This window comes from Kaistia sp. SLG-1, assembly GCF_059699055.1.
This window is the reverse complement of record NZ_AP048544.1, coordinates 1,254,487-1,275,336: the sequence shown is the minus strand read 5'-3', so window position 1 is coordinate 1,275,336 and position 20,850 is coordinate 1,254,487. Positions and strand designations below refer to the sequence as shown.

Here is a 20,850-nt window from a genome sequence, read left to right as displayed (position 1 = left end):
ATACAATAATTTGATCGAAATCCCGCGGTTGTCAATGCGTTGCTACAATGTGATTGAATTTTGATAAAATGCTCTAAAATCAGTCACATAGCGCATGTGAATGGTTCAAAAATGCACAGGCGGCGGAGATTGACTTGATGGTTCATTTTACTTATTAGCCAAATAAAGTCCGAGGCACAGGGAACCCGGACGACCCATGCCGAAAGCATGAGGTGGCACCCGCGGCAGGCATGGAGGTTCATATGAGCTCGGACGTTTTCTCGTCGCACCGTCATGGCGAAACCATGTCGCTCGACAAGGCGCGCACCGCGGTGGTCGTCGTCGACATGATCAATGATTTCTGCAAGCCGGGCGGCGCGATGGTGCTGCCGGGCTACGAGACGCTGGTGCCGCCGCAGCTCGCCGTGATCGAGGCCGCCCGCGCCGTCGGCGCGCCCGTCCTCTGGGTCCATGACGTGCACCGCGCCAACATGCGCCGCGACCGCGAATGGGTGAAGCGCACCCCGCATTGCGTCGAGGGCACCTGGGGCACCGAGATCATCGACGACCTCGGCGCGCGTCCCGACGAGATCCACATCATCAAGCGCCGCTATTCGGCGTTCTTCCAGACGGATCTCGACCTGACGCTGAAGGACATGCAGATCACCCAGCTGGTCGTGTTCGGCGTGGTCACCAACATCTGCGTGCGCTCGACCGTGCACGACGCCTTCTTCATCGGCTATGACGTCGTCGTACCGCAGGATTGCTGCGCTGCAACCGGAGCGCGAGAGCAGGAAAGCTCGCTCTACGACATCGCCACCCATTTCGGCGTCGTCTCCAACGCCGCGGATGTTGTGGCCTCTCTGCAGAACGGCCTTGCGCTACAACAGGTTTGAGGCTTGTCTCTAGGACAAGCGGGGCTGAACGGGACACCAATCCTTTGAGTGATGACAGCAGCGGAAATACCCGGCTTCTCGACCACCCGCCAGTCGAAGGCACCCGCTATACACGGGAGCAGATCGACGCGACGCTCGCGGCAACCGGATATGACCTCGATCTACATCCCGCGCACATCATCCGGAAGGCCCATCAGCGCGCCACGACGTGCTTCCAGACCGTGATGACTGGCGAGGATCTGACGCCGACGCAGTTCGCTGCGCTGGCGACGATCCTGCGCTATGGCGATGTCTCGCAGAACCATCTCGGTCGCCTGACCGCGATGGATCCGTCGACGATCAGCCTGGTCGTGCGCAAGCTGCGCAAGCTCGGCCTGGTGGCGCGCAGCGCCTCCAGCACCGATCAGCGGATGGTGATCATCACGCTGACGAACAAGGGCGTCGACTACACGCTTCAGCGGCTCGCCAAGAGCCGCGAAGCCGGCCAGCAGCTGCTCGCGCCCCTCTCCTCGGCCGAACAGGCCCTGCTGCTCGAACTGCTCAAGCGCATCGGCGACGAATAGCCGCCTCGACGAGGACCGGCCATCAGCCCGCCGTCGTCTCGGCGGCAGGACCGGCCTTCACCTCGTCGAGCAGCCAGGCGCGGAACCGCATGAAACCATCCATCTGGCGGCTGCGGGCGGGATAGATCAGCGTATAGGGCTGGTCGCCGACGAGCCGGCGCTCGGAAGCGGGACACAGATCGCCCGCCGCCAGCGCCGCCCGCGCCACCACTTCCGGCACGAGCGCGACGCCGAGGCCGGCGATGGCCGCGTTCACCACCATGTCGAAATGCTGGAAACGGGCGCCGCGCAGGATGGTGCGGCTGTCGAGGCCGGCATCGCGGAACCAGTCGAGCCAGAGCGTCGGCCGGGTCGATTGCTGCAGCAGCGGCAGGCCCGCCAGCTCGTCATCCGCCAGCACGCGCCGCCCGCCGAGCAGCGACGGCGCCGCCAGCACCACAAGCTCCTCCGCCATAAGCACGTCGGCATAGGCGCCGCCCGGCCGGTGATCGCCGCGCTGGATCGCGGCGTCGAAGCCCTCCGTCTCGAAATCGACGACGTCGAGCCGGGCCGAGACATCGAAGGTGAGATTGGGCGCGATCGCCCGATAGGCGGCAAGCCGCGGCACCAGCCAGTTGGAGCCGAAGGTCGGCAGCACGGCGAGCCGCAGCACGTCGGCATGGCCGCCGAAGGCCATCACCGTCATCGCCGCCTGCCGGAGATCATCGAGCAGCCGGTCCGCGTCGCGATAGAGGGCCCGTCCGGCATCGGAAAGGATGAGGCGCTGCTTCACCCGGTGGAACAGGCGGACGCCGAGCCGCTCCTCCAGCGTGCCGACCGAGCGGCTGACGGCGCTCTGGGTCAGGTTGAGGGCCTGGGCGGCGCGCGTCGTTGCTCCGAGACGGGCGCAGGCCGAGAAGGCCTGCAGCTCCGTGATCGTCGGTATGTAGCCTTCGCGCATGGTCACGCTCCCGCGAGCCTATCACTAATACTCATCAACTTCGCTGAAACCCTTGTTATCGCGGAGAGCCCGAATTTGCTAGTTTCAACGCCGAAACGCGCCAGGACTCCGGCCGGACCGACCGTCCGCGCCCGCCGCGCGCGCCCCGGATCCAAGCAATAGGTGAGATCGATGTCCGCCCAGAACCCGACCCTAAAGCCGAAGGACCTGCCGGCACTGTCACGCTTCGTCTGGGACGATCCGTTCCACTTCGAGGCCCAGCTCACCGACGAAGAGCGCATGATCCGCGACACGGCTAAGGCCTTCGCCGCCGACCGCCTGCTGCCCCGCGTCGAGAAGGCCTATCTCGAAGAGCTGACCGATCCCGAGATCTTCCGCGAGATGGGCGAGACCGGCCTGCTCGGTGTCACCGTGCCGGCCGAATATGGCGGCGTTGGCGCCTCCTACGTCGCCTATGGTCTGGTGGCGCGCGAGGTCGAGCGCATCGATTCGGGCTATCGCTCGATGATGAGCGTGCAGTCGTCGCTGGTGATGTATCCGATCTATGCCTATGGCAGCGAGGCGCAGCGGCAGAAGTACCTGCCGAAGCTCGCGACCGGCGAGTGGATCGGCTGCTTCGGCCTGACCGAGCCTGACGCCGGCTCCGATCCGGGCGGCATGATCACCAACGCGAAGAGGACCGAGGGCGGCTACGTCCTGAACGGCGCCAAGACCTGGATCTCCAATTCGCCGATCGCCGATGTCTTCATCGTCTGGGCGAAATCGGAAGCGCATGACGGCGCGATCCGCGGCTTCGTGCTGGAGAAGGGCCTGAAGGGCCTCTCCGCCCCGAAGATCGGCGGCAAGCTGTCGCTGCGCGCCTCGATCACCGGCGAGATCGTGCTCGACAATGTCGAGGTCTCAGAGGACGCGCTGCTTCCGAACGTGTCGGGCCTCAAGGGGCCGTTCGGCTGCCTGAACCGCGCCCGCTACGGCATCTCGTGGGGCGTGCTGGGTGCTGCCGAGGATTGCTGGTTCCGCGCCCGCCAGTACGGCCTCGACCGCAAGCAGTTCGGCAAGCCGCTCGCCGGCATGCAGCTGTTCCAAAAGAAGCTCGCCGACATGCAGACCGAGATCGCACTCGGCCTGCAGGCGTCGCTGCGCGTCGGCCGGCTGTTCGACGAGGGCCAGGCAGCACCGGAAATGGTCTCGCTGGTCAAGCGCAACAATTGCGGCAAGGCACTCGACATCGCCCGCCAGGCCCGCGACATGCATGGCGGCAACGGCATCCAGATCGAGTACCACGTCATGCGCCACGCGCAGAACCTCGAGACGGTCAACACCTATGAGGGCACGCACGACGTGCATGCGCTGATCCTCGGCCGCGCCCAGACCGGCATCCAGGCGTTCTTCTGATGCAGCCGCTCGAGGGACTGAAGGTCATCGAGCTGGCGCGCATCCTGGCCGGCCCCTGGGCCGGTCAGACGCTGGCCGATCTCGGCGCCGACGTCATCAAGGTCGAAAGCCCCGATGGCGACGACACCCGCACCTGGGGGCCGCCCTTCATCGAGGACGGCGGCGAGAGATCCGCCGCCTATTTCCACGCCTGCAACCGGGGCAAGCGCTCGATCGTCGCCGACTTCCGGACCGAGGAAGGCGTCGAGCTGGTCCGCGCGCTGATCCGCGACGCCGACGTGGTGATCGAGAACTTCAAGGTCGGCGGCCTCGCCAAATACGGGCTCGACTATGAGAGCCTGAAGGCGATCAACCCGCGCCTCGTCTATTGCTCGATCACCGGCTTCGGCCAGACCGGGCCGTATCGCGAGCGCGCCGGCTACGACTTTCTGATCCAGGGCATGGCCGGCATCATGGATTTGACCGGCGATCCCGCCGGCGAACCGCAGAAGATCGGCGTCGCCTTTTCCGACATCTTCACCGGCCTCTACAGCGTCATCGCGATCCAGGCGGCGCTCGCCCAGCGCGCGCGCACCGGCGTCGGCCAGCACATCGACATGGCGCTGCTCGACACCTCGGTCGGCGTGCTGGCGAACCAGGCGATGAACTTCCTCGCCACCGGCACGCCGCCGCGCCGGCTCGGCAACGCCCATCCGAACATCGCGCCCTACCAGACCTTCGCGGTCTCCGACGGCCACCTGATCCTCGCCGTCGGCAATGATGGCCAGTTCGCCCGCTTCGCCTCGGTGATCGGCAAGCCGGAACTCGCCACCGATACGCGGTTCCTGACCAATGCGAGCCGGGTTGCCAACCGGACGGCGCTGACGGAAGCGATCGCCGCGGAGCTTGCAAACTGGCAGCGCGACGCCCTGCTCGCCAAGCTCGAAGTCGCGCATGTTCCGGCCGGGCCGATCAACACGCTGGAAGACGTCTTCGCCGATCCGCAGGTGGTCGCGCGCGGCATGCGCCTCGATCTCGGCGGCGTGCCGGGCGTGCGCACGCCGATCACCATGTCGGGCGCGGAGCTGTCGATCGACAAGCGCTCGCCGCGCCTCGGCGAGCATGGAGACGAGATCCGCGCGGAGATCGCCGCCCGGGCCTGACGACCCCTGCCCCCCCCCAATAGAAAAGGGCCGCTGCGCGAGCAGCGGCCCTTTTCATTTTCGACGAGGCGCAGACGGTCTAGGCCTTGTCGATATCTTCCTTGCGCAGGCCGCCGACGCGGGCCAGCGGACGGCCGGAATCGGTGACGGCGATCGCCACGACCATCTCGTGCTTCTTGGGCGCGTCCGGGACACGGACTTCCATGGCGTCGAAATGGCTGCGCACGCGCGCATGATCCTTGTGGCCGAGCGGGACGTCGATGACGGCGCCGATATTGGCGCGCTTCTTGGCCGACGGGATCAGCGCGTCGCCCTTTCCGAGCACCGCGCGGAACGGCGCGCCGAGCTTCGGGTGCATGATCGCCGCCGCATGCTCGAGTTCGCCCTCGGCGCCGACGATCACCGCCTTGCCGAAGCTCTCGACCTGATCACCGGGAATGCCGAGCAGCGCCACGGCCCGCCGGGGCAGGATGTCGCCGAGCTGCTCGCCCAGATCCATCAGCTCGCTCAGATCCTCGACATAGCGGCCGGAGGCCGAATTCGAGACGACCGCGACGGCCGACGCCTTGCGGAAGGGATGCGGCAGGACGACGTCGCCCTCGATCAGCGTCTCTTCCAGCGTCGTGATGATCTTGCGGATGACGGTCATCGCAGACCATCCTCGCCCTTGATGTCGGAAACCGCGAGGCCGCCGACGCGGGCGTGGACGCGCGAGCCGGTGGTCATCGACAGGATCAGCACGATCTCGTCGGCGCGCGGCGCGTCGGGAACATTGACCTCGATCGCATCGAAATGGCTGCGGACATAGGACGCGTGGATGTGGGTGATCGGGATGTCGATGTTGGCGCCGACGCCGCCGACCTTCTTGGCCGAGGGGACGATCGCCTTGACGTCGCCGAGCAGCGCCCGCATGGCGTGACCGCCCGGCATGTGCCAGAGCGCGCCGTGCTCGAGCTCACCGCCCTCGCCGACGATGGCGCCCTTGCCGTAGCCCTCGATCACCGACTTGTCGCCGCCGAGCGCGTTGAGCAGGCGCGTCGACATTTCGAGGCCGAGCGGCTTCAGGTCTTCCATGAAGCCGGTGATGTCTTCCACGTAGCGGCCGGCATAGGGGTTCTTGACGACCGCCATGATCGTGCCGCGACGGGGCGGATTGGCGGAAACGGGTCCGCCCTCGTGAAAAATTTCCTCGATGCGGATGAGGAATTTCCGGACGACAACGTCGGTCATTTTCAAACTCCTGAAGTAGTCGAGAGCGTTAGTTGCAGACGAAGGGCAGGCGTTCCGCCGGCGGCGTGTTGCGGCTGCGACCCGAGCGGACGATGCCGTCGATGACGATCATGCCGACTCCAGGCAGATCGCCAAGCTGGATGCTGTCGAGCAGGTCGCGACCGGCGGAGTGCATCGCCTTGGCCAGGAAGACGAAGTCGGCGGGACGACCGACTTCGATCAGGCCACTTTCCAGGCTGCGCATGCGCGCGGTGTTGCCGGTCGCGAAGCAGAGGGCGATCTCGGCCGGAACGTCGCCGAGCGACGACAGCAGCGAGATCATGCGGAGGATGCCGAGCGGCTGGACGCCGGAGCCGGCCGGGCCGTCGGTGCCGAGGATGACGCGTTCCATCTCGCCCATCTCGCGCGCCGTGCGCAGCGCATAGAGAGCGGCGCGCTCATTGCCGTTATGGACGATCTCGAGGCCGGCCTTGCAGCCCTCGCAGATGCAACGGATCTCGCGATCCGGCAGCGCGGTGTGGCCGCCATTGATGTGGCCGACGACGTCGGTGCCGGCCGCCAGCACCACATCGGCGCCGATCAGGCCGGAGCCCGGCACGGACGGGCCGCCGGTGTGGATCGTCGACTGGATGCCGTACTTCCGCGCCCAGGCCACCATCTTGCCGGCCGTCTCGCCGTCCTTGACGCTGCCGAGGCCGATCTCGCCGAGAAGCCGGACGCCCGCGTCGGCGAGGTCCTTGAAGTCCTGCTCGACCATGCCCTGCTCGATGATCGGAGCACCGGCGTGGATCTTGACGCCGCCGGGACGGAAATTGGTGAAGGTGCGCTGCGCCGCGATCGCCAGGGCCTTCAGGCCGACGATATCGGTCGGACGGCCGGGCGTATGGACCTCGCCGGCCGAGATCATGGTGGTCACGCCGCCATGCATGGTGCTGTCGATCCAGTTCAGCTGGCTCTGGCGCGGCGTCCAGTCGCCCGCGACCGGATGAACGTGGCTGTCGATCAGGCCCGGCGCCAGCACCGCCTGGTTGGCGTCGATGACCTGATCCGGATGATCGGTGTCGACATCCTTGGCGCGCCCGATGGCTGCGATCTTGCCGTCCACGACGACAACCGTATCCGCTTCAAGGATCGGATTTTCCATGGCGCCGCTGAGCACCATACCGATGTTGCGAATGACGAGTTTGCCCTTCGGCTGTGCCGAAACGGGATCGTGTGACATCGCATTTCTCCATAGCGTCCATAAGTCAGGCAGCCCTTCGTCCCTACACGCAAACTCATATGAGTTCAAACAATAATGACGGAGGAATCGCTATTTTAGACAAGGTTTCTGCGTGACAATTTCGGCCGTGGACGGATGGAAACGACGGAAGTCAGATCGGATTCGGGCTTACCCGGCAAAAGGACCGTTCAGGCGGAGGCGAGCGAGCCGAGCGGCCGGATGTGCCCGAGCAGCCGTTCCGCCGCCGGCGACAGCCCGATCCGGGCGCGCCGGATGATGCAGAGCGTCCGCCGGAGGCCCAGATCCTCGACCGCAATACGGCGGATTTCGGGACTCTGGATCACCGAAGCCGCGAGCTCCGGCATCAGGCCGACGCCCATGCCCTGCGCGATCATCGTCAATTGCGCGATCGTGCCATGCGCCCGGAGCCGCCCTTCCAGGAAGCCCGGCGGCATCGCCGGCGCGGCCGCGGCAATCTGCTTGCCCGTTCCGGTGCTCTCGTCGAGGGCGATCACATCGGCGGCCGGGATATCGGCGAGGCGGACGCGGCTTCGTTCGGCGAGCGGATGCTCGCGGTGGCAGACGAGCACGAAGGGATCGACATGGAACGGCTCATAGGCGAGCTGGTCGCTTTCGTGCCAGCGCTCGGCAATGCCGAAATCGACCTCGCGCTCCAGGACGAGGGAGCCGACCCGCGCGGCGATGTCGTCATGAACCGAGACCTCGACGGCCGGATGCACGGCGCGAAACGTCTTCAAGGCCGGCGCGAGATGGAACAGCACGACGGAGGGGGCGGCCGCGACCCTGACCGATCCGCGCTCGACGCCGCCGACGCGGCGGAGATCGTGCAGCGCCGCCTCGAAATCCGACACGACCCGCCGTGCCTCGACGAGGAACGCCTCGCCCGCCTCGGTCGGCGTCACCGGGCGGGACTCGCGGTCGAACAGGCGCAGGCCGCAATCCGCCTCCAGTTGCTTGATCGTCTCGGTCAACGCCGAGGGAACCACGCCCAGCGCATCGGCGGCGCGCGCGAACGACTGTTCCCGGGCCAGCGCCAACGCGGCGCGAAAGTGACGGATACCGATGTTCGTATTTTTCGAATAAATGCTCATTTCATTCCAATGTAGAGAATTTCTCCACCGTGCTTCAATAGGGCCATCGTCAGGACCCCGCCCAAGCCATGCCCGCCACCGCCACTCGCCTCCGCCCGCTGGACGCTCCCTCTCCCCTCGCTGCCTTCGAGGCCGCGCTGCGCGCCGCCGGCTTCGCCGGCGAGATCGCCGGCGACCATGCCTCGCGCGCCGCGATGTCGACCGACAACAGCGTCTACGAGATCGAGCCCGACCTGATCGTCGCGCCGAGAAGCAGCTACGATGTCGAGATCCTGATGCGCGTCGCCGGCGAGGAGCGCTTCCGCGCGCTGCCGATGACGGCGCGCGGCGGCGGCACGGGCACGAACGGCCAGAGCCTCAATCGCGGCGTCATCGTCAATTTCCAGCGCTTCATGACGAAGATCCTCGCCGTGAACGCCGACGAGGGCTGGGTCGATGTCGAGCCCGGCATCGTCCTCGACGAGCTGAACGAGCGGATCAGCGACACCGGCCTGTTCTTCGCGCCCAACACCTCGACCTCGAACCGCTGCACGATCGGCGGCATGGTCAGCACGGACGCCTCCGGCAAGGGATCGCGGATCTACGGCAAGACCAGCGACAATTTGCTGGGGCTCGATCTGGTGACGGAGGGCGGGCGGACGATCTCGAGCCTCCGCCCGGCGCCCGACTGGGCTGCCCCCTTGCTCGCGGACGTCGCCCGGGCCTGCGATGCCGGACGGCAGGCGCTGATCGACAATACGCCCCGGATCTCGCGCCGCTTCACCGGTTACGACCTCGAGCGGGCGCGCCCTGCCCCGGACGAGCTCGAATGGTGGCGGTTGCTGCTCGGCGCCGAGGGCACGCTCGGCCTCGTCACGCGCGTCCGGTTGAAGCTGACGCCGAAGCCGCGTCAAAAGCGCCTCGTCGTCGTCGCCTTCGAGCGTTTCGCCGATGCGCTGGCGGCGGGCGAACCGATCCTCCGGCATGAGCCGCTGGCGATCGAGATCATGGACGACTGGGTGCAGCGCCTCGCCCGTGAGGCCGGGCTGATGGACGGCCTGCCGCTGGCGATCCGCGGCGAGGCCGACGCGCGCATCTCCTATCTCTTCGTCGAATTCGTCGGCGAGGACAGTGAGGCGCTCGATCGCTCCGTCGCCCGGCTGACGGCGGATGCGGCCCGCCTTCCCGGCGTGATCGGCACCTACCGCGCGGTCGACGAGGCCGACAGCGCCCGCCTCTGGTCGACCCGCGCCGCCGCCGTCGGCCTGCTCGGCAAGCGCGAGGGCGCCAAGCGCCCGGTCGCCTTCGTCGAGGATTGCGTCGTGCCGGTCGAGAACCTCGTCGCCTTCGTCGACGGCTTCGACGCGATCATGAGAAAGCACGGTCTCGCCTACGGCATCTACGGCCATATCGATGTCGGCTGCCTGCATGTCCGGCCGGCGCTCGATCTCGACGGCAAGGCCGACCAGGCGATCTTCAAGGCTGTCTCCGACGCCGTCTACACGCTCTGCAAGACGCATGGCGGCATCTTCTGGGGCGAGCACGGCAAGGGCATTCGCGGCGCCTATCTGCCGGACTATGTCGGCCCGGTCGCCTATGCCGCCTTCCAGCGGATCAAGCGCGCCTTCGATCCGAACGAGCGCTTCAATCCCGGCAAGCTGGTCGCCGTCGACCAGAGGCCGATCGGCATTCTCGACATGCCGTTTCGCAAGGGCAATGCGCCGGGGGATCCGGCCTTCGAGATGGCGTTTCACTGCAACGGCAATGCGTCCTGCCTGAACTACAGCAAGACCGTGCCGATCTGCCCGTCCTTCAAGGCGACGCGCGACTTGACCCAGTCGCCGAAGGGACGCGCCGAGGCCGTCCGGCGCTGGCGGCAGGCGAAATCAGCCGGCGCGCCGGAGCAGGACGCGATCGCGCGCGACGCCTATGCCGCGCTCGACACCTGCCTCGGCTGCAATGCCTGCGGCAGCGCCTGCCCGGCGCATGTCAGCGTGCCGACCCTGAAGTCGCGCTTTCTCGACGAATACCACGCGACCCGCCGCCGCCCGCTGCGCGACCGCGCCGCCATTGCCGTCGAGGCGCTCGCGCCTGTTATCGCCGCCCTCCGGCCGCTGGCGCGGCGGCTGGCGCCGCTCGCCTATCGCCTCGCCGGGCCGCGGCTCGGCTTCGTCGACCTGCCGGCGATCTCGCGGCTCGGACTGCGCCAGCTCGGCCATCCCGTACTCTCCTTCGCCGACGTGCCGGCGATGGATCGCACCGACCCTGCGGTGCTGGTGCTGCAGGACCCCTTCACCGCCACCTTCGACACAAGCGCGGTGAAGGCCGTCTGCGACGGGCTCGCCGCGCTGGGCTACAAGCCGGTCATCGTCACCCTGCCGCCCGGCTCCAAGGCGAGCCACGTCAAGGGCATGCGCCGGCGCTTCGAACGGCTCGCCCGCCGCCAGATCGCAGCACTTGAGCGGCTGGAACAGACCGGCCTGCCGAAGATCGGCGTCGATCCCGCCTTCGTGCTGATGACCCGCGGCGAGTTCCGCGAGATCGAAAGCCGCGTTCCGAAGGTGATGCTGGTGCAGGAGTTCCTGCGCGAGCGTCTTGCGGTCGGTGATCGCTGGCCGAAGGCCGCATCGGCAACCGGCGCCGGACCGAAGCTGATGGTCCATTGCACCGAGGCCTCGGCGGCGCCGCAGGCGCTTCGGCACTGGAAGGAGATCTTCACGGCCCTCGGCCTGCCGGTCCAAACGGTTCCGACCGGCTGCTGCGGCATGGCGGGCCTGTTCGGCCACGAGGCGCGCAACCAGACGGTCAGCCGGACGCTTTTCGACGCATCCTGGGCACCGGTGATCACAGGCGAAGCGGCGGTTCTCGCCACCGGCTTCTCCTGCCGTTGCCAGGTCGAGCGCCTGTCGGAAACGACGGCCGCCCATCCGATGGCGGCCATCGCGTCCGGTCTGGCGCGCTAGAGCGCTCGATCAGAAGAAGCGGTACTCCGTCACCTGCCGGTAGAGCTCACCCGGCCGCAGGATGGCGGAGGGGAAGGCCGGCTGGTTCGGATTGTCGGGATAGCGCATCGGCTCCAGGCAGAGCCCGGCATGCGGCGCATGCGGGATGCCGCCGACCGCCGGCCAGTCGGAGGCGAGGCCGGCGCCGTCATAGAAGACAAGACAGGGCTCGGTGGTGTGGACCTCCATGGCGAGGCTTTCGTCCGGCGCGACGAGGCGGACGGCGCGGACCAGCCCCCTGGCGTCCGCCTTGCCTTCGCGGTCGATGACCAGGCTGCAGTCATAGAGAAAGTCGGGATCGCCCTTCGGGTCGGAAAGCGGACGAAGCGCGCGAAAATCATAGGGCGTGCCGGCGACGTCGACGATCTCGCCGCTCGGCACCAGATCGGGCCCGAGCGGGGTGTAGCCGACGGCGTTCAGCTGCATGCGATGGTCGCGGACGGACGTGCCGGGCTGCAGCGTGAAATAGGAATGGTGCGCCAGGCTGACGACGGTCGGCGCGTCCGTGGTCGCCGTCATGGTGATCGCGATCGTCCCCGGCTCCAGCAGCCGATAGGTGCAGCGCACGTCGAGCTCGCCCGGATAGCCGTCGTCGCCGTCCGGCGAGAGCAGCCCGAGCGTCACCGAACTCTCATCCGTTTCGACGATCCGCCACAGCTTGCGCGAGAACCCGACGACGCCGCCATGCAGATGCACGCCGCCCTCGTTCAGCGAGAGCTGATGCTCGACCCCGTCGATGACCAGCCGGCCGCGATCGATGCGGCTCGCATGCCGGCCGGCTGTGACGCCGAGATAGCGATTGTTCTCGAGATAGCCGTCGAGCGTCTCGAAGCCGAGCACGACGCGCCGGGGCTCGCCGCCTTCGACGGGAACGACGAGATCGCGCAGCGCCGCCCCGAAGGTCAGGATCGACGCGCTGGCGCCGGCGGCGTTGGAAAGCTTGATCTCCGAGATGGCCGTGCCGTCTGGCAGGCGGCCGAAGAAATGGATCGACACGATAACTCCCTGGATAGGACGCTCGCCCGGTATTGCCCGGGCGGATTTTTTCTTTCTTCACCTCTCCCTGAGGGAGAGGTCGACGCCGGAACGGCGGCGGGTGAGGGTTTACGGCATATCCGGAGAGTTCCCTAAACCCTCACCCGGAGCTTCGCTCCGACCTCTCCCTCAGGGAGAGGTGAAGTTGCCTCTGTCGCATCATCAGCCTACCAGAGCGTGTAGCCGCCATCTATGACATAGGCGGCGCCGGTCACGTAGGAAGCGGCGGGACCAGCCAGATAGACGGCGAGCGGCGCGATCTCCGGCGGATTGCCGGGGCGGCCCATCGGAATGTGGGCGACGATCGCCTCGATCACGTCAGGCCGCCGCTCGTTCCAGCTGCGGTTGGTGTCGGTCATGAACAGGCCCGGGCAGATCGCGTTGACGGTGACGCCGTGCGGCGCCCAGTCGGCGGCGGCGCATCGGGTAAAATGGATCACCGCCGCCTTGCCGGTCTCGTAGTCGCGCCCGCCAATGCCGCGATTGGCGATCAGGCCGCTCATCGAGGCGATGTTGATGATGCGCCCGCCCTGCCCGCGTTCCAGCATCGCGGCGCCGAAGATCTTCGTGCCGAGGAAGCAGCTCGTCAGGTTCATGTCGAGCGATTGCTGCCAGGTCTCCAGCGTCTCCTCGACGATCGGCATGCTGGCGATGCGGTTGCCGACATTGTTGATCAGGATGTCGACCGGGCCGTATTGCTCGAGGATCGTCTGGCAGGCCGCCTCGCACAGATCCGCTTTCGCCATGTCGGCCATGACGCCCCAGCCCTGCCGGCCGAAGGCGCGGATGTCGCCAACGGTCGCATCGAGGGTCTCCTGCGTGCGGCCGGTGATGATGACGTCGGCGCCGGCTTCCGCCAGCGCCAACGCCATCTCGCGGCCGAGGCCGCGGCTCGCGCCGGTGACGAGCGCACGCTTGCCTTCAAGCCCGAACCAATCCTTCAGTCCCATCTCGGTCTCCGCGATTTTTGGATGATGGAGGCGGCGGGCCGTTCCCCGCCGCCCGAAGATCACTTCACGGCGCCGACCGTCAGCCCGCTGACCAGCGAACGTTGCAGCAGCGCGAAGATGACGGCGACCGGCACGCTGGCGACGAGAGTCGCCGCCATGACGTGGTCCCATTCGACCTGATAGCGGCCGCCGACCAGCGAGAAGGTCTGGAAGGTCAGCGTGTTGTTCTCGGGCGATCGCAGCAGCGTCATCGCCAGCACGAATTCGTTCCAGCAATAGATGAAGACGAAAACGGCCGTGATGCCAATGGCCGGCAGGGCGAGCGGCAGGAAGATCCGCTGCAACCGTTGCAGCGCCGAGGCGCCGTCGAGCTTCGCCGCCTCCTCCAGCTCCTTCGGGATGGTCTGGAAATAGGCCTGCAGCATCCAGACCGAGAAGGCGAGGTTGAAGGCGACATAGGCCAGCACCAGCGCCGGCAGCTGGTCGACCAGCCCCATCCGCGCCATCAGCCGGAAGATGCCGAGCACCAGCACGATCGGCGACAGCATCTGTGTGACGAGCAGGAACTGGCGGAACAGCCGCTTTCCCGTGAACTCCATCCGCGCCGAGGCATAGGCCGCCGGAATGGCGACCAGCAGGCAGAGGATGGTCGCGGCGATGCTGACCAGCACGCTGTTGAGCACCGCCGGCCCGAGCCGCGTCGCCTCCCACATGTCGGCGAAGTTCTGCAGCCGGATCTCGCTCGGCAGCCAGTGCGGCGGATAGGACAGCACCTCGAGGCGCGGCTTCACCGCCGTCGACACCATGACGGCGAAGGGAAACAGGATCACCAGCATCAGCGGCGACAGGCAGAGCCACATCAGAAGGGATTTCCGGACCGGATGCTCCATTTCAGATCTCCCTCCGCTCGTGCCGCATCGCCAGCGCCGCATAGGTGATGGTCAGCGCCAGCAGGATCAGGAACATGACGATCGACAAGGCGGACGCGATGCCGAGCTCGCCATAGCGGAAGGCGAGCTTGTAGAGCCAGGTCACCAGGATGTCGGTGCTGTTGGCGGGATCGCCCTGCGTCATCACCCAGATCAGCGGGAACGAGTTGAAGACGTAGATGAAATTCAGCACGAGGACGATGTTGAGGAAGGGCCGGATCAAGGGCAGCGTCAGGTAGCGAAAGCGCTGCCAGCCGCTGGCGCCGTCGATCTTCGCCGCCTCGAAGATGTCGGCCTGCAGCGAGGACAGGCCGCCGAGGATGACCGTCACCGTGAACGGGATCGAGACGAGGATGCCGATCGCGATCAGGATTGGGAAGGCGGTCCCCGCCGTCGCCAGCCATTCGACCGGCGTATTCTGCAATCCGAAGCTCGAGAGCGTGGCGTTGACCATGCCGAACTGGCCGTTCAGCGACCAGCGCCAGACGATGCCGGTCATGGTCAGCGATACCGCCCAGGGCAGCATGATGATGATGCGGGCCAGCGTGCGGCCATAGAACTTCTCGTTCAGGACCAGCGCGATCGGCACCGACAGGATCACCGTGCCGCCGACGACGAACACCGTCCAGACCAGCGTGCGGATGAGGCAGCCGAGGAACAGCTGGTGCGAGAACAGCCGCTGGTAATTGGCGAAATCGTTGAAGGCCGTGGTCTTGCCGAAGCGGTTGACCGCGTGCACCGACATGTTGGCCATGTCGTAGATCGGATAGCCGATGATCCAGAAGGCGAAGAGGATTGCGGGAAGGATGAGAAGATAGGGCGCGCTGACGCTCCCTATCCTGCCGTTGGCCTGGGTCCCGGCGCGCGTTTTCCCGCGCCGGGCACCGACCTCCGATGCCTTGCCGGCACTACTGCTCGATGAGGCCATCGATCGTCGCCGCCGCGTCCTTCAGGGCGGCTTCAGGCTGGGCCTGGCCGATATAGACCTTCTGGAGCGCCGCGATCACCGCATCGACCATCTGCTCCCAGTTGGCGACGGGCGGCGCGAAGCGGGCATAGGGCAGCATGTCGGTGAAGGCCTTGAGCTGCGGATCATTGGCGAAGACGGGCGCGGCCGCCTCCTCCTTCATCACCGGCAGGAAGCCTTCCTTGGTCGAGAATTCGATGCGCCATTTCGGGCTGAACGCCGTCTCGGTCAGGAACTTCATCGCCAGTTCCTTGTTCGGGCTCGAATTGAACACCATCAGCGTATCGGTGACGCCGTAGGTGGCCTTGTTCGAGCCTTCCGGAATGGACGACAGGCCATAATTGAGGTTGGGCGCGTCCGTCTTGATCTGGCCGCGCAGCCACGGGCCGGTCAGGATCATGCCGATGCGACCCTGCTTGAACAGGCGCTCGATGTCCTGGCGGTTCAGGCCGCTCGGATCGGGCTCAGTCAGCTTCTCGTCGATCATCATCTTGTAGAGCGCCAGCGCCTCGATCGCCTGCGGGCTCGCGACGCCGGACTTGCCGTCCTTGATGATCTCGCCGCCATGGGTCCAGAGCGAATAGTACCAGTAGGCGTCGGTCTCGATCTCCTTGCCCTGCAGCGCGAAGCCATAGGCATCGGTGCCGAGCGCCTTGATCCTCTTGGCCGCATCGACGACGCCGTCCCAGTTCGTCGGCGGCTCGTTGACGCCGGCCTTCGCCAGCAGGTCCTTGTTGTAATACATGGCGCGCGCCGAAGCCGCGACCGGCAGGCCGTACATCTTGCCGTCGAAGGTCGAGGGCGACAGGAAGGATTCGATGAAGCCGGCCTTGAACTCCGGCGTCATGTAGCCGTCGAGCGGCTCGGCGATATCGTTCTTGACGTAGTCGACCAGCCAGCGCGTGCCGATCATGGCGATGTCGGGGGCGGTGCCGCCGGCGATGTCGGTGGTGAGGCGCTGCTGGAGGTTGTCCCACTGGATGACTTCGATCTTCACCTCGTCGCCGGGGTGCTTCTCCATGAAGTCCTTGGCCATGCCCTCGAACAGGCCCTGCGTCGCGGCGCTGTAATAGCCGAGCACGACGCGGATGGTCGCCGCCTGCGACGCGGACGTCGCGCCAAGGATGGCGGCCGCGCCGAGCAATAGACTGAGAACCCTGCGTTTCCTGATTTGGTACATTGAGCTGATCCTGTCGTATTCATTGCGTGAATGTCTAACGAGCGAGGTAGAAGTCGATGTAACCTTCATCCGGCTTGCGAGGACGGCCGTATTGTTGATTGTTCCCCCGGCAGCCTCGCAGAAATCGGATGTATTCGATCCGGCGGAGACGGTTCAGGCGCTCCGGCGCCCCGTCCTTCCGCGGCAGATGATCTGAAACCGCCCGGTTCCGGGCCCGTGCGTCCTCCCCATCCCCTCGGTCGCCTCGGAAAAGCCTTCCCGCCGCGACGGCCCGCTCCGGAAGCCGGGCTCGTTGGACCTCCATCCAACGAGGATCCCGGACCGGGATCATGTGTCGGGCGGGCAGCTCCTGCCAAGCTATTTTTTAAGTCCGCAGCGCGAAACATTACCCTCCTGTGAATCGAGCGCCGCGACTGCACAGTACTTGTTCGCAAGTGCACAATATTGGCAATGCGTGACGTCGATCTAACCAGAAGGCAAGACTCCGAATCGGATGTTCATGACGAGAACGAGACTATGTTCATCTGCGTCAAGCATCGCCGTCATCCTGCAACCCTGACAGGGCAGCTGGCAACGGAACAACTCACGATATCGGAAGCCGTAGCCGGATCGACGGCAGGCGTCAGCGCGGATGCCACCGGGAGCCGGCGACAATGACGCGGCTCGGGTCTCGCTGGTTTCGTGGATTGCCTCGGGTCGGGCCCAAGGGAGGGGCGAGCGCCAAATCGATGCTCTCCCCTTCCCTCGTTCCGGCATCTCCCCCCGACACACCGGAACAGCACACCCTTTTCAGGGCGGCGGGCTTTGCCGGCTGCGGGCGTTCACTCCAAAGGAACACTCCGGGACCAGCAGAACTCTGGTGCCGCCTTTTCGGCGACAACGCGGCGCAGAATGATTGCAATCGGCCGTTCGCGCAACTCCATTCCTTCGTAAGGTTTATAATAGATTTCATCGACAGGCGCCGGCGGCCGGATCGGCCCGCCTGGACGGCCTTCAGACGAAATAGGACGTCGGCGAGACGGCATGGGTGGCGCGGAAGGCGGCCAGGCGTTCCGCCGCCTTCTCGCTCGATGCCCGCAGATGCGCCCTGAGCAGATGCGTCGCCGCGGCGGCGTCCCGCCGCGCGACGGCCTGCAGGACTTCGAGATGCTCCTGCGGGAACGAATCGAAATAGGGCTGGCGCTGCAGGGCGACCTGGAAGTGCTTGCCGGAAACGAGGATGCAGCGTGTGCGCTTCAGCGCCTCGGTGATCTCGCGATTGCCGCCATAGGCGAGGCAATCGATGTGGAGATCGCTCTCCAGCACGTCGAGCTCGGCGACGTCGGCATCGCCCGAGCGATCGATGCCGGCCTGCAGCCGCGCCACCATGCCGGCCACGACCGTCGGCGGAATGGCGTCGACGGCGGTCTCCAGCGCCGCTGGCTCGAGCAGGATGCGCAACTCGTAGAGATCGCGGAACCGCGCCTCGTCGAGCGGAATGAGCCACCAGTGCGATTTCTCACCCTTGGTCACGATGCCGACCTGCTGGGCGTGGATCAGAAGGTCGCGCGCCACGGTACGGCCGACGTCGAAATGGCGTGCGAGCGCCAGCTCGTTGACGCGGAAGCGGCCGAACACCGAGCGCAGGATCACCTCGCGCTCGAAATCGTAATAGAGCGATTGCCAGGCGAAGGGCTTGGGCGGCAGCGCCGCCTCCGCGTCGAGGCCGAGCATGTCGGACGTGATCTTCAGCCGCCTCGGCGCGTCGCGCTGGCCGACGAGGAGCCCGCGTCCGTCGAACCGGCTGAGCAACCCCTCCGCCTCCAGCCGGGCCAGCGCCCGCTTTACCGGCGAGCGGCTCGACCGGAATATCGAGGCGATATGCCCTTCGAGCAGCACGGCCCCCTCGGGAAGCCCGCCACTCGCGATGCCCCGGCGCAGCCGTTCGGCGATGAAGGCATAGGCGGGCGTCCGATCGACGCCACCTCCGTCCGCCCCCTGCCCGCTCCGCGCGCCCTTCGGGCTACGATCTGCCATGCCACGCACTCACGCCTGCCCGACATCGCCGAGGGTGCGGCAGCGAACCAGCCGGCGCGAGATGTCGCGCCCGGAAACGATGATGCCGCAATCCCCCCGCGACCTCCCTGTTGTCGCCGTCGGATCGTAGCCGGGGGTATTCGCAAAGACAAACGGCTCCCGCCCGCCTTGCTGGCAGCCGGCGCTGGAGCCGAAGAGGGGATCGGCTAGCGGACCGAGGTCCGGCGGGCGAATTGCGGCTTCTCCTCGAAGAAGTCGGGATAGCGCTCGCGCAAGCCTTCCAGCCGGGGCAGCAGGTCGCGCACATGCACGCGCATCGCCTCGCGCGCGTCTTCCGGCCGATGCTCGCAGATCGCCTCGACGACGGTCGTGTGCTGGTCGACGACCCGGCGCGACGTATCGAGCTCCGGCAAGGTCAGATAGCGCACGCGATCGAGATGTCCGCGCGCCTGCTCGACCGGGCGGCCGAGACCGCGCAGGCCGGCGACCTCGCAGATCAGCCGGTGCGTCTCCTCGTCGAGGAGATGGAATTCCGGCCATTTCTCGGCCTTGAGCGAGGCGGCATGGCGCGCCAGCAGCGAACGCAGCCGGAGGATGCCGTCCTCGTCGATGATGCGGGCGGCGCGCTCCGCCGTTGCGCATTCGATCGCCTCGCGCAGGAACTGCGCCTCGAGCAGCCCCTCCATCCGGATCGGCGCGATCACCGTCGCGAGCTGCGGGTAGCTCGTCAGTAAACCTTCTTCCTGGAGACGGATGAAGGCCTCGCGGACCGGCGTGCGGCTGACCGACAGACGGTTGGCGACATCCTGCTCCGAGATCGGACGGTTGGGCTCCAGCTCCAGCGAGATGATCGCCCGGCGCAGCAGTTCATAGACCTGAAGCGATGCCCGCCGGTCCCGGCTCAGATTGGCATCATCCAGGATGGCACCGAGCGATTGCCCAACCGGTTCCGTCATCAATTCCGTCCCGCACATTTTTTTATAGGCGTTTGCTGCCGCTTCGCCGGTTTTCGTCCAATGCAGGTGAAAAACCAAGCATTTAGGCGATTCCGACCTTCCGTAAGGGCCGCTTGTTAACGCATATTGTCATTCACAGTGGACTAGAATACTAGTGCCGGGACGCAAAAAGAGGCAACAGGTGCCCGGTTGGTTGTCAGACCCGCGGTCGACAACTCGCCATGGTGACGGTCGGTCTGCGCGGCAGGCCCGCGCATCCGTCCAACGTTCCTGAGCAAGGCCCGCGCGCGCCGGTTTCCGGCGGAACGCTATTCTTGCCTCCGGGAGGGGGCGTTCGACCAAGGCAATGCAATGAGCACCACGGAAATCGAGACTCTGACGAACGGAAGGCCGATCCCCCCTCGGCCTGCCGGCAGCGTCGGGTCCCGCCGGCCGAGCCCTCGCGGAACGGGCGACGCCCGCCGCCGGCTCGCCAAGCCGGATTGCCACAGGGCCCTGATCCCGCGGCCCTCCGCAACAGGAAATATCCCGCCGTCCTCAGCCAGGTCAGCGGATTTCCGGAGCGCCTCGTCGCGCCTTCGGAACGATCGGTGACGGGCAGCAGCCTGCCGCACGACACGCGATCTCACCACAATCCTTACCGAGCCCACCAACAGCGCAGGCGACGGGATGCTCTCATACTCGTTTGATTTCTCATTTTTTCTGGACAGCTGGCCCGCGTTCCTGCGCGGCGCCTGGCAGACGATCCTGCTCGCGGGCGCGTCGATCGCCATCGGCTTCGTCCTCGCCCTGATCTGCGCCGTCATCCGCTCCGGCAAGAACAAGCTCGCCTCCGGGCTGGTCGGCGCCTATGTCGAGGTGATCCGCAACACGCCGCTGCTGGTCCAGATCTTCATCGTCTATTTCGGCCTGCCGAGCCTCGGTCTGAAGCTCTCGGCCGAGACCGCCGCCGTCATCGCGCTGGTGATCAACACCGGCGCCTATGGCAGCGAGATCATCCGGGCCGGCATCGAATCGATCGCCAAGGGCCAGCTCGAAGCCGCGGAATGCCTCGGCCTCAACAAGTTCCAGGTCTACTGGCACATCATCATGATTCCGGCGGTCGAGCGCGTCTATCCGGCGCTTTCGAGCCAGTTCGTGCTCCTGATGCTGTCGTCCTCGATCACCTCGCAGATCTCCGCGCAGGAGCTGACCGCCGAGGCGAACCTGATCCAGTCGGAAACGTTCCGCTCGTTCGAGGTCTACCTGATCGTCGCGGCCATCTATCTCGCCCTTTCCGTCCTCTTCCGCGTCGTTCTCTGGGCCATCGGCGAAGTCGCCTTTGTCCGCCGCCGCAAGCTGCGCACGTGAGGTGAGA

General features: G+C 66.3%; 18 protein-coding genes. 6 read left to right on the top strand and 12 right to left on the bottom strand.

All coding sequences use genetic code 11. The features are described 5' to 3' along the window. The first annotated feature begins 242 nt into the window (after positions 1–242). Both AC6HZP_RS05650 and AC6HZP_RS05645 read left to right on the top strand, forming a co-directional pair. Positions 243–875: a cysteine hydrolase family protein gene (locus AC6HZP_RS05650; RefSeq protein ID WP_497525745.1), complete on the top strand. Its 633-nt coding sequence runs from the start codon at positions 243–245 to the stop codon at positions 873–875. Positions 876–919: 44 nt separating this feature from the next. Then, positions 920–1,438, top strand: coding sequence for a MarR family winged helix-turn-helix transcriptional regulator (locus tag AC6HZP_RS05645; RefSeq protein WP_497525744.1), 519 nt, complete (start codon positions 920–922; stop codon positions 1,436–1,438). Positions 1,439–1,460: 22 nt separating this feature from the next. Here the strand turns inward: AC6HZP_RS05645 and AC6HZP_RS05640 are convergent, their stop codons facing one another. Beyond that, the gene (locus tag AC6HZP_RS05640; protein ID WP_497525743.1) at positions 1,461–2,378 is read right to left on the bottom strand and encodes a LysR substrate-binding domain-containing protein; all 918 of its coding nucleotides are present in this window, start codon (positions 2,376–2,378) and stop codon (positions 1,461–1,463) included. Positions 2,379–2,594: 216 nt separating this feature from the next. Between AC6HZP_RS05640 and AC6HZP_RS05635 the strand changes: the two genes are divergently transcribed. Next, positions 2,595–3,773, top strand: a complete 1,179-nt coding sequence (locus AC6HZP_RS05635; RefSeq protein WP_497526741.1) for an acyl-CoA dehydrogenase — start codon at positions 2,595–2,597, stop codon at positions 3,771–3,773. Next, on the top strand, positions 3,773–4,915 hold the full coding sequence (locus tag AC6HZP_RS05630) for a CaiB/BaiF CoA transferase family protein (protein ID WP_497525742.1): 1,143 nt from the start codon (positions 3,773–3,775) through the stop codon (positions 4,913–4,915). The genes AC6HZP_RS05635 and AC6HZP_RS05630 overlap by 1 nt, the downstream gene beginning before the upstream one ends. A 79-nt stretch (positions 4,916–4,994) precedes the next feature. Here the strand turns inward: AC6HZP_RS05630 and AC6HZP_RS05625 are convergent, their stop codons facing one another. From AC6HZP_RS05625 to AC6HZP_RS05610, 4 genes are all read right to left on the bottom strand, one after another. Next, the gene (locus AC6HZP_RS05625) at positions 4,995–5,564 is read right to left on the bottom strand and encodes an amino acid synthesis family protein (RefSeq protein ID WP_497525741.1); all 570 of its coding nucleotides are present in this window, start codon (positions 5,562–5,564) and stop codon (positions 4,995–4,997) included. Continuing rightward, on the bottom strand, positions 5,561–6,145 hold the full coding sequence (locus AC6HZP_RS05620) for an amino acid synthesis family protein (RefSeq protein ID WP_266330425.1): 585 nt from the start codon (positions 6,143–6,145) through the stop codon (positions 5,561–5,563). Before AC6HZP_RS05620 ends, AC6HZP_RS05625 begins: the two co-directional genes overlap by 4 nt. A 28-nt stretch (positions 6,146–6,173) precedes the next feature. Then, complete coding sequence (locus AC6HZP_RS05615) at positions 6,174–7,367, bottom strand: amidohydrolase family protein (RefSeq protein ID WP_497525740.1); 1,194 nt, start codon at positions 7,365–7,367, stop codon at positions 6,174–6,176. A 188-nt stretch (positions 7,368–7,555) separates the two neighbouring features. Continuing rightward, positions 7,556–8,479, bottom strand: a complete 924-nt coding sequence (locus AC6HZP_RS05610; RefSeq protein WP_497525739.1) for a LysR family transcriptional regulator — start codon at positions 8,477–8,479, stop codon at positions 7,556–7,558. Between the two features lie 68 nt (positions 8,480–8,547). Here AC6HZP_RS05610 and AC6HZP_RS05605 point away from each other — a divergent pair, with 68 nt between their 5' ends. Beyond that, positions 8,548–11,421: an FAD-binding and (Fe-S)-binding domain-containing protein gene (locus tag AC6HZP_RS05605; protein ID WP_497525738.1), complete on the top strand. Its 2,874-nt coding sequence runs from the start codon at positions 8,548–8,550 to the stop codon at positions 11,419–11,421. Positions 11,422–11,430: 9 nt separating this feature from the next. Here the strand turns inward: AC6HZP_RS05605 and AC6HZP_RS05600 are convergent, their stop codons facing one another. The 7 genes from AC6HZP_RS05600 to AC6HZP_RS05570 form a co-directional block, all read right to left on the bottom strand. Further along, positions 11,431–12,456, bottom strand: a complete 1,026-nt coding sequence (locus tag AC6HZP_RS05600) for an aldose epimerase family protein (protein ID WP_497525737.1) — start codon at positions 12,454–12,456, stop codon at positions 11,431–11,433. Positions 12,457–12,662: 206 nt separating this feature from the next. Continuing rightward, a complete protein-coding gene (locus tag AC6HZP_RS05595; RefSeq protein WP_497525736.1) occupies positions 12,663–13,445 on the bottom strand; it encodes an SDR family NAD(P)-dependent oxidoreductase in 783 nt (260 codons plus the stop codon). A 59-nt stretch (positions 13,446–13,504) separates the two neighbouring features. Further along, positions 13,505–14,335, bottom strand: coding sequence for a carbohydrate ABC transporter permease (locus AC6HZP_RS05590; RefSeq protein ID WP_497525735.1), 831 nt, complete (start codon positions 14,333–14,335; stop codon positions 13,505–13,507). A gap of 1 nt (position 14,336) precedes the next feature. After that, the gene (locus tag AC6HZP_RS05585; RefSeq protein WP_497525734.1) at positions 14,337–15,302 is read right to left on the bottom strand and encodes a carbohydrate ABC transporter permease; all 966 of its coding nucleotides are present in this window, start codon (positions 15,300–15,302) and stop codon (positions 14,337–14,339) included. After that, the gene (locus tag AC6HZP_RS05580) at positions 15,283–16,521 is read right to left on the bottom strand and encodes an ABC transporter substrate-binding protein (protein ID WP_497525733.1); all 1,239 of its coding nucleotides are present in this window, start codon (positions 16,519–16,521) and stop codon (positions 15,283–15,285) included. Before AC6HZP_RS05580 ends, AC6HZP_RS05585 begins: the two co-directional genes overlap by 20 nt. A gap of 993 nt (positions 16,522–17,514) precedes the next feature. Beyond that, on the bottom strand, positions 17,515–18,537 hold the full coding sequence (locus AC6HZP_RS05575) for a GntR family transcriptional regulator (RefSeq protein ID WP_497525732.1): 1,023 nt from the start codon (positions 18,535–18,537) through the stop codon (positions 17,515–17,517). A gap of 206 nt (positions 18,538–18,743) precedes the next feature. Continuing rightward, positions 18,744–19,493, bottom strand: coding sequence for a GntR family transcriptional regulator (locus tag AC6HZP_RS05570; protein ID WP_497525731.1), 750 nt, complete (start codon positions 19,491–19,493; stop codon positions 18,744–18,746). A gap of 669 nt (positions 19,494–20,162) precedes the next feature. On the opposite strand from AC6HZP_RS05570, the gene AC6HZP_RS05565 reads away from it, so the two are divergent. Then, the gene (locus tag AC6HZP_RS05565; protein ID WP_201402642.1) at positions 20,163–20,843 is read left to right on the top strand and encodes an amino acid ABC transporter permease; all 681 of its coding nucleotides are present in this window, start codon (positions 20,163–20,165) and stop codon (positions 20,841–20,843) included. Positions 20,844–20,850 lie beyond the last annotated feature (7 nt).

What these genes read in the sequence shown, in the direction of transcription:
- AC6HZP_RS05615 (WP_497525740.1), bottom strand. Translation starts at nt 7,367, where the DNA reads ATGTCACACGATCCCGTTTCGGCACAGCCGAAGGGCAAACTCGTCATT.
- AC6HZP_RS05625 (WP_497525741.1), bottom strand. Translation starts at nt 5,564, where the DNA reads ATGACCGTCATCCGCAAGATCATCACGACGCTGGAAGAGACGCTGATC.
- AC6HZP_RS05605 (WP_497525738.1), top strand. Translation starts at nt 8,548, where the DNA reads ATGCCCGCCACCGCCACTCGCCTCCGCCCGCTGGACGCTCCCTCTCCC.
- AC6HZP_RS05610 (WP_497525739.1), bottom strand. Translation starts at nt 8,479, where the DNA reads ATGAGCATTTATTCGAAAAATACGAACATCGGTATCCGTCACTTTCGC.
- AC6HZP_RS05585 (WP_497525734.1), bottom strand. Translation starts at nt 15,302, where the DNA reads ATGGCCTCATCGAGCAGTAGTGCCGGCAAGGCATCGGAGGTCGGTGCC.
- AC6HZP_RS05595 (WP_497525736.1), bottom strand. Translation starts at nt 13,445, where the DNA reads ATGGGACTGAAGGATTGGTTCGGGCTTGAAGGCAAGCGTGCGCTCGTC.
- AC6HZP_RS05590 (WP_497525735.1), bottom strand. Translation starts at nt 14,335, where the DNA reads ATGGAGCATCCGGTCCGGAAATCCCTTCTGATGTGGCTCTGCCTGTCG.
- AC6HZP_RS05650 (WP_497525745.1), top strand. Translation starts at nt 243, where the DNA reads ATGAGCTCGGACGTTTTCTCGTCGCACCGTCATGGCGAAACCATGTCG.
- AC6HZP_RS05630 (WP_497525742.1), top strand. Translation starts at nt 3,773, where the DNA reads ATGCAGCCGCTCGAGGGACTGAAGGTCATCGAGCTGGCGCGCATCCTG.
- AC6HZP_RS05640 (WP_497525743.1), bottom strand. Translation starts at nt 2,378, where the DNA reads ATGCGCGAAGGCTACATACCGACGATCACGGAGCTGCAGGCCTTCTCG.
- AC6HZP_RS05575 (WP_497525732.1), bottom strand. Translation starts at nt 18,537, where the DNA reads ATGGCAGATCGTAGCCCGAAGGGCGCGCGGAGCGGGCAGGGGGCGGAC.
- AC6HZP_RS05580 (WP_497525733.1), bottom strand. Translation starts at nt 16,521, where the DNA reads ATGTACCAAATCAGGAAACGCAGGGTTCTCAGTCTATTGCTCGGCGCG.
- AC6HZP_RS05570 (WP_497525731.1), bottom strand. Translation starts at nt 19,493, where the DNA reads ATGACGGAACCGGTTGGGCAATCGCTCGGTGCCATCCTGGATGATGCC.
- AC6HZP_RS05565 (WP_201402642.1), top strand. Translation starts at nt 20,163, where the DNA reads ATGCTCTCATACTCGTTTGATTTCTCATTTTTTCTGGACAGCTGGCCC.
- AC6HZP_RS05620 (WP_266330425.1), bottom strand. Translation starts at nt 6,145, where the DNA reads ATGACCGACGTTGTCGTCCGGAAATTCCTCATCCGCATCGAGGAAATT.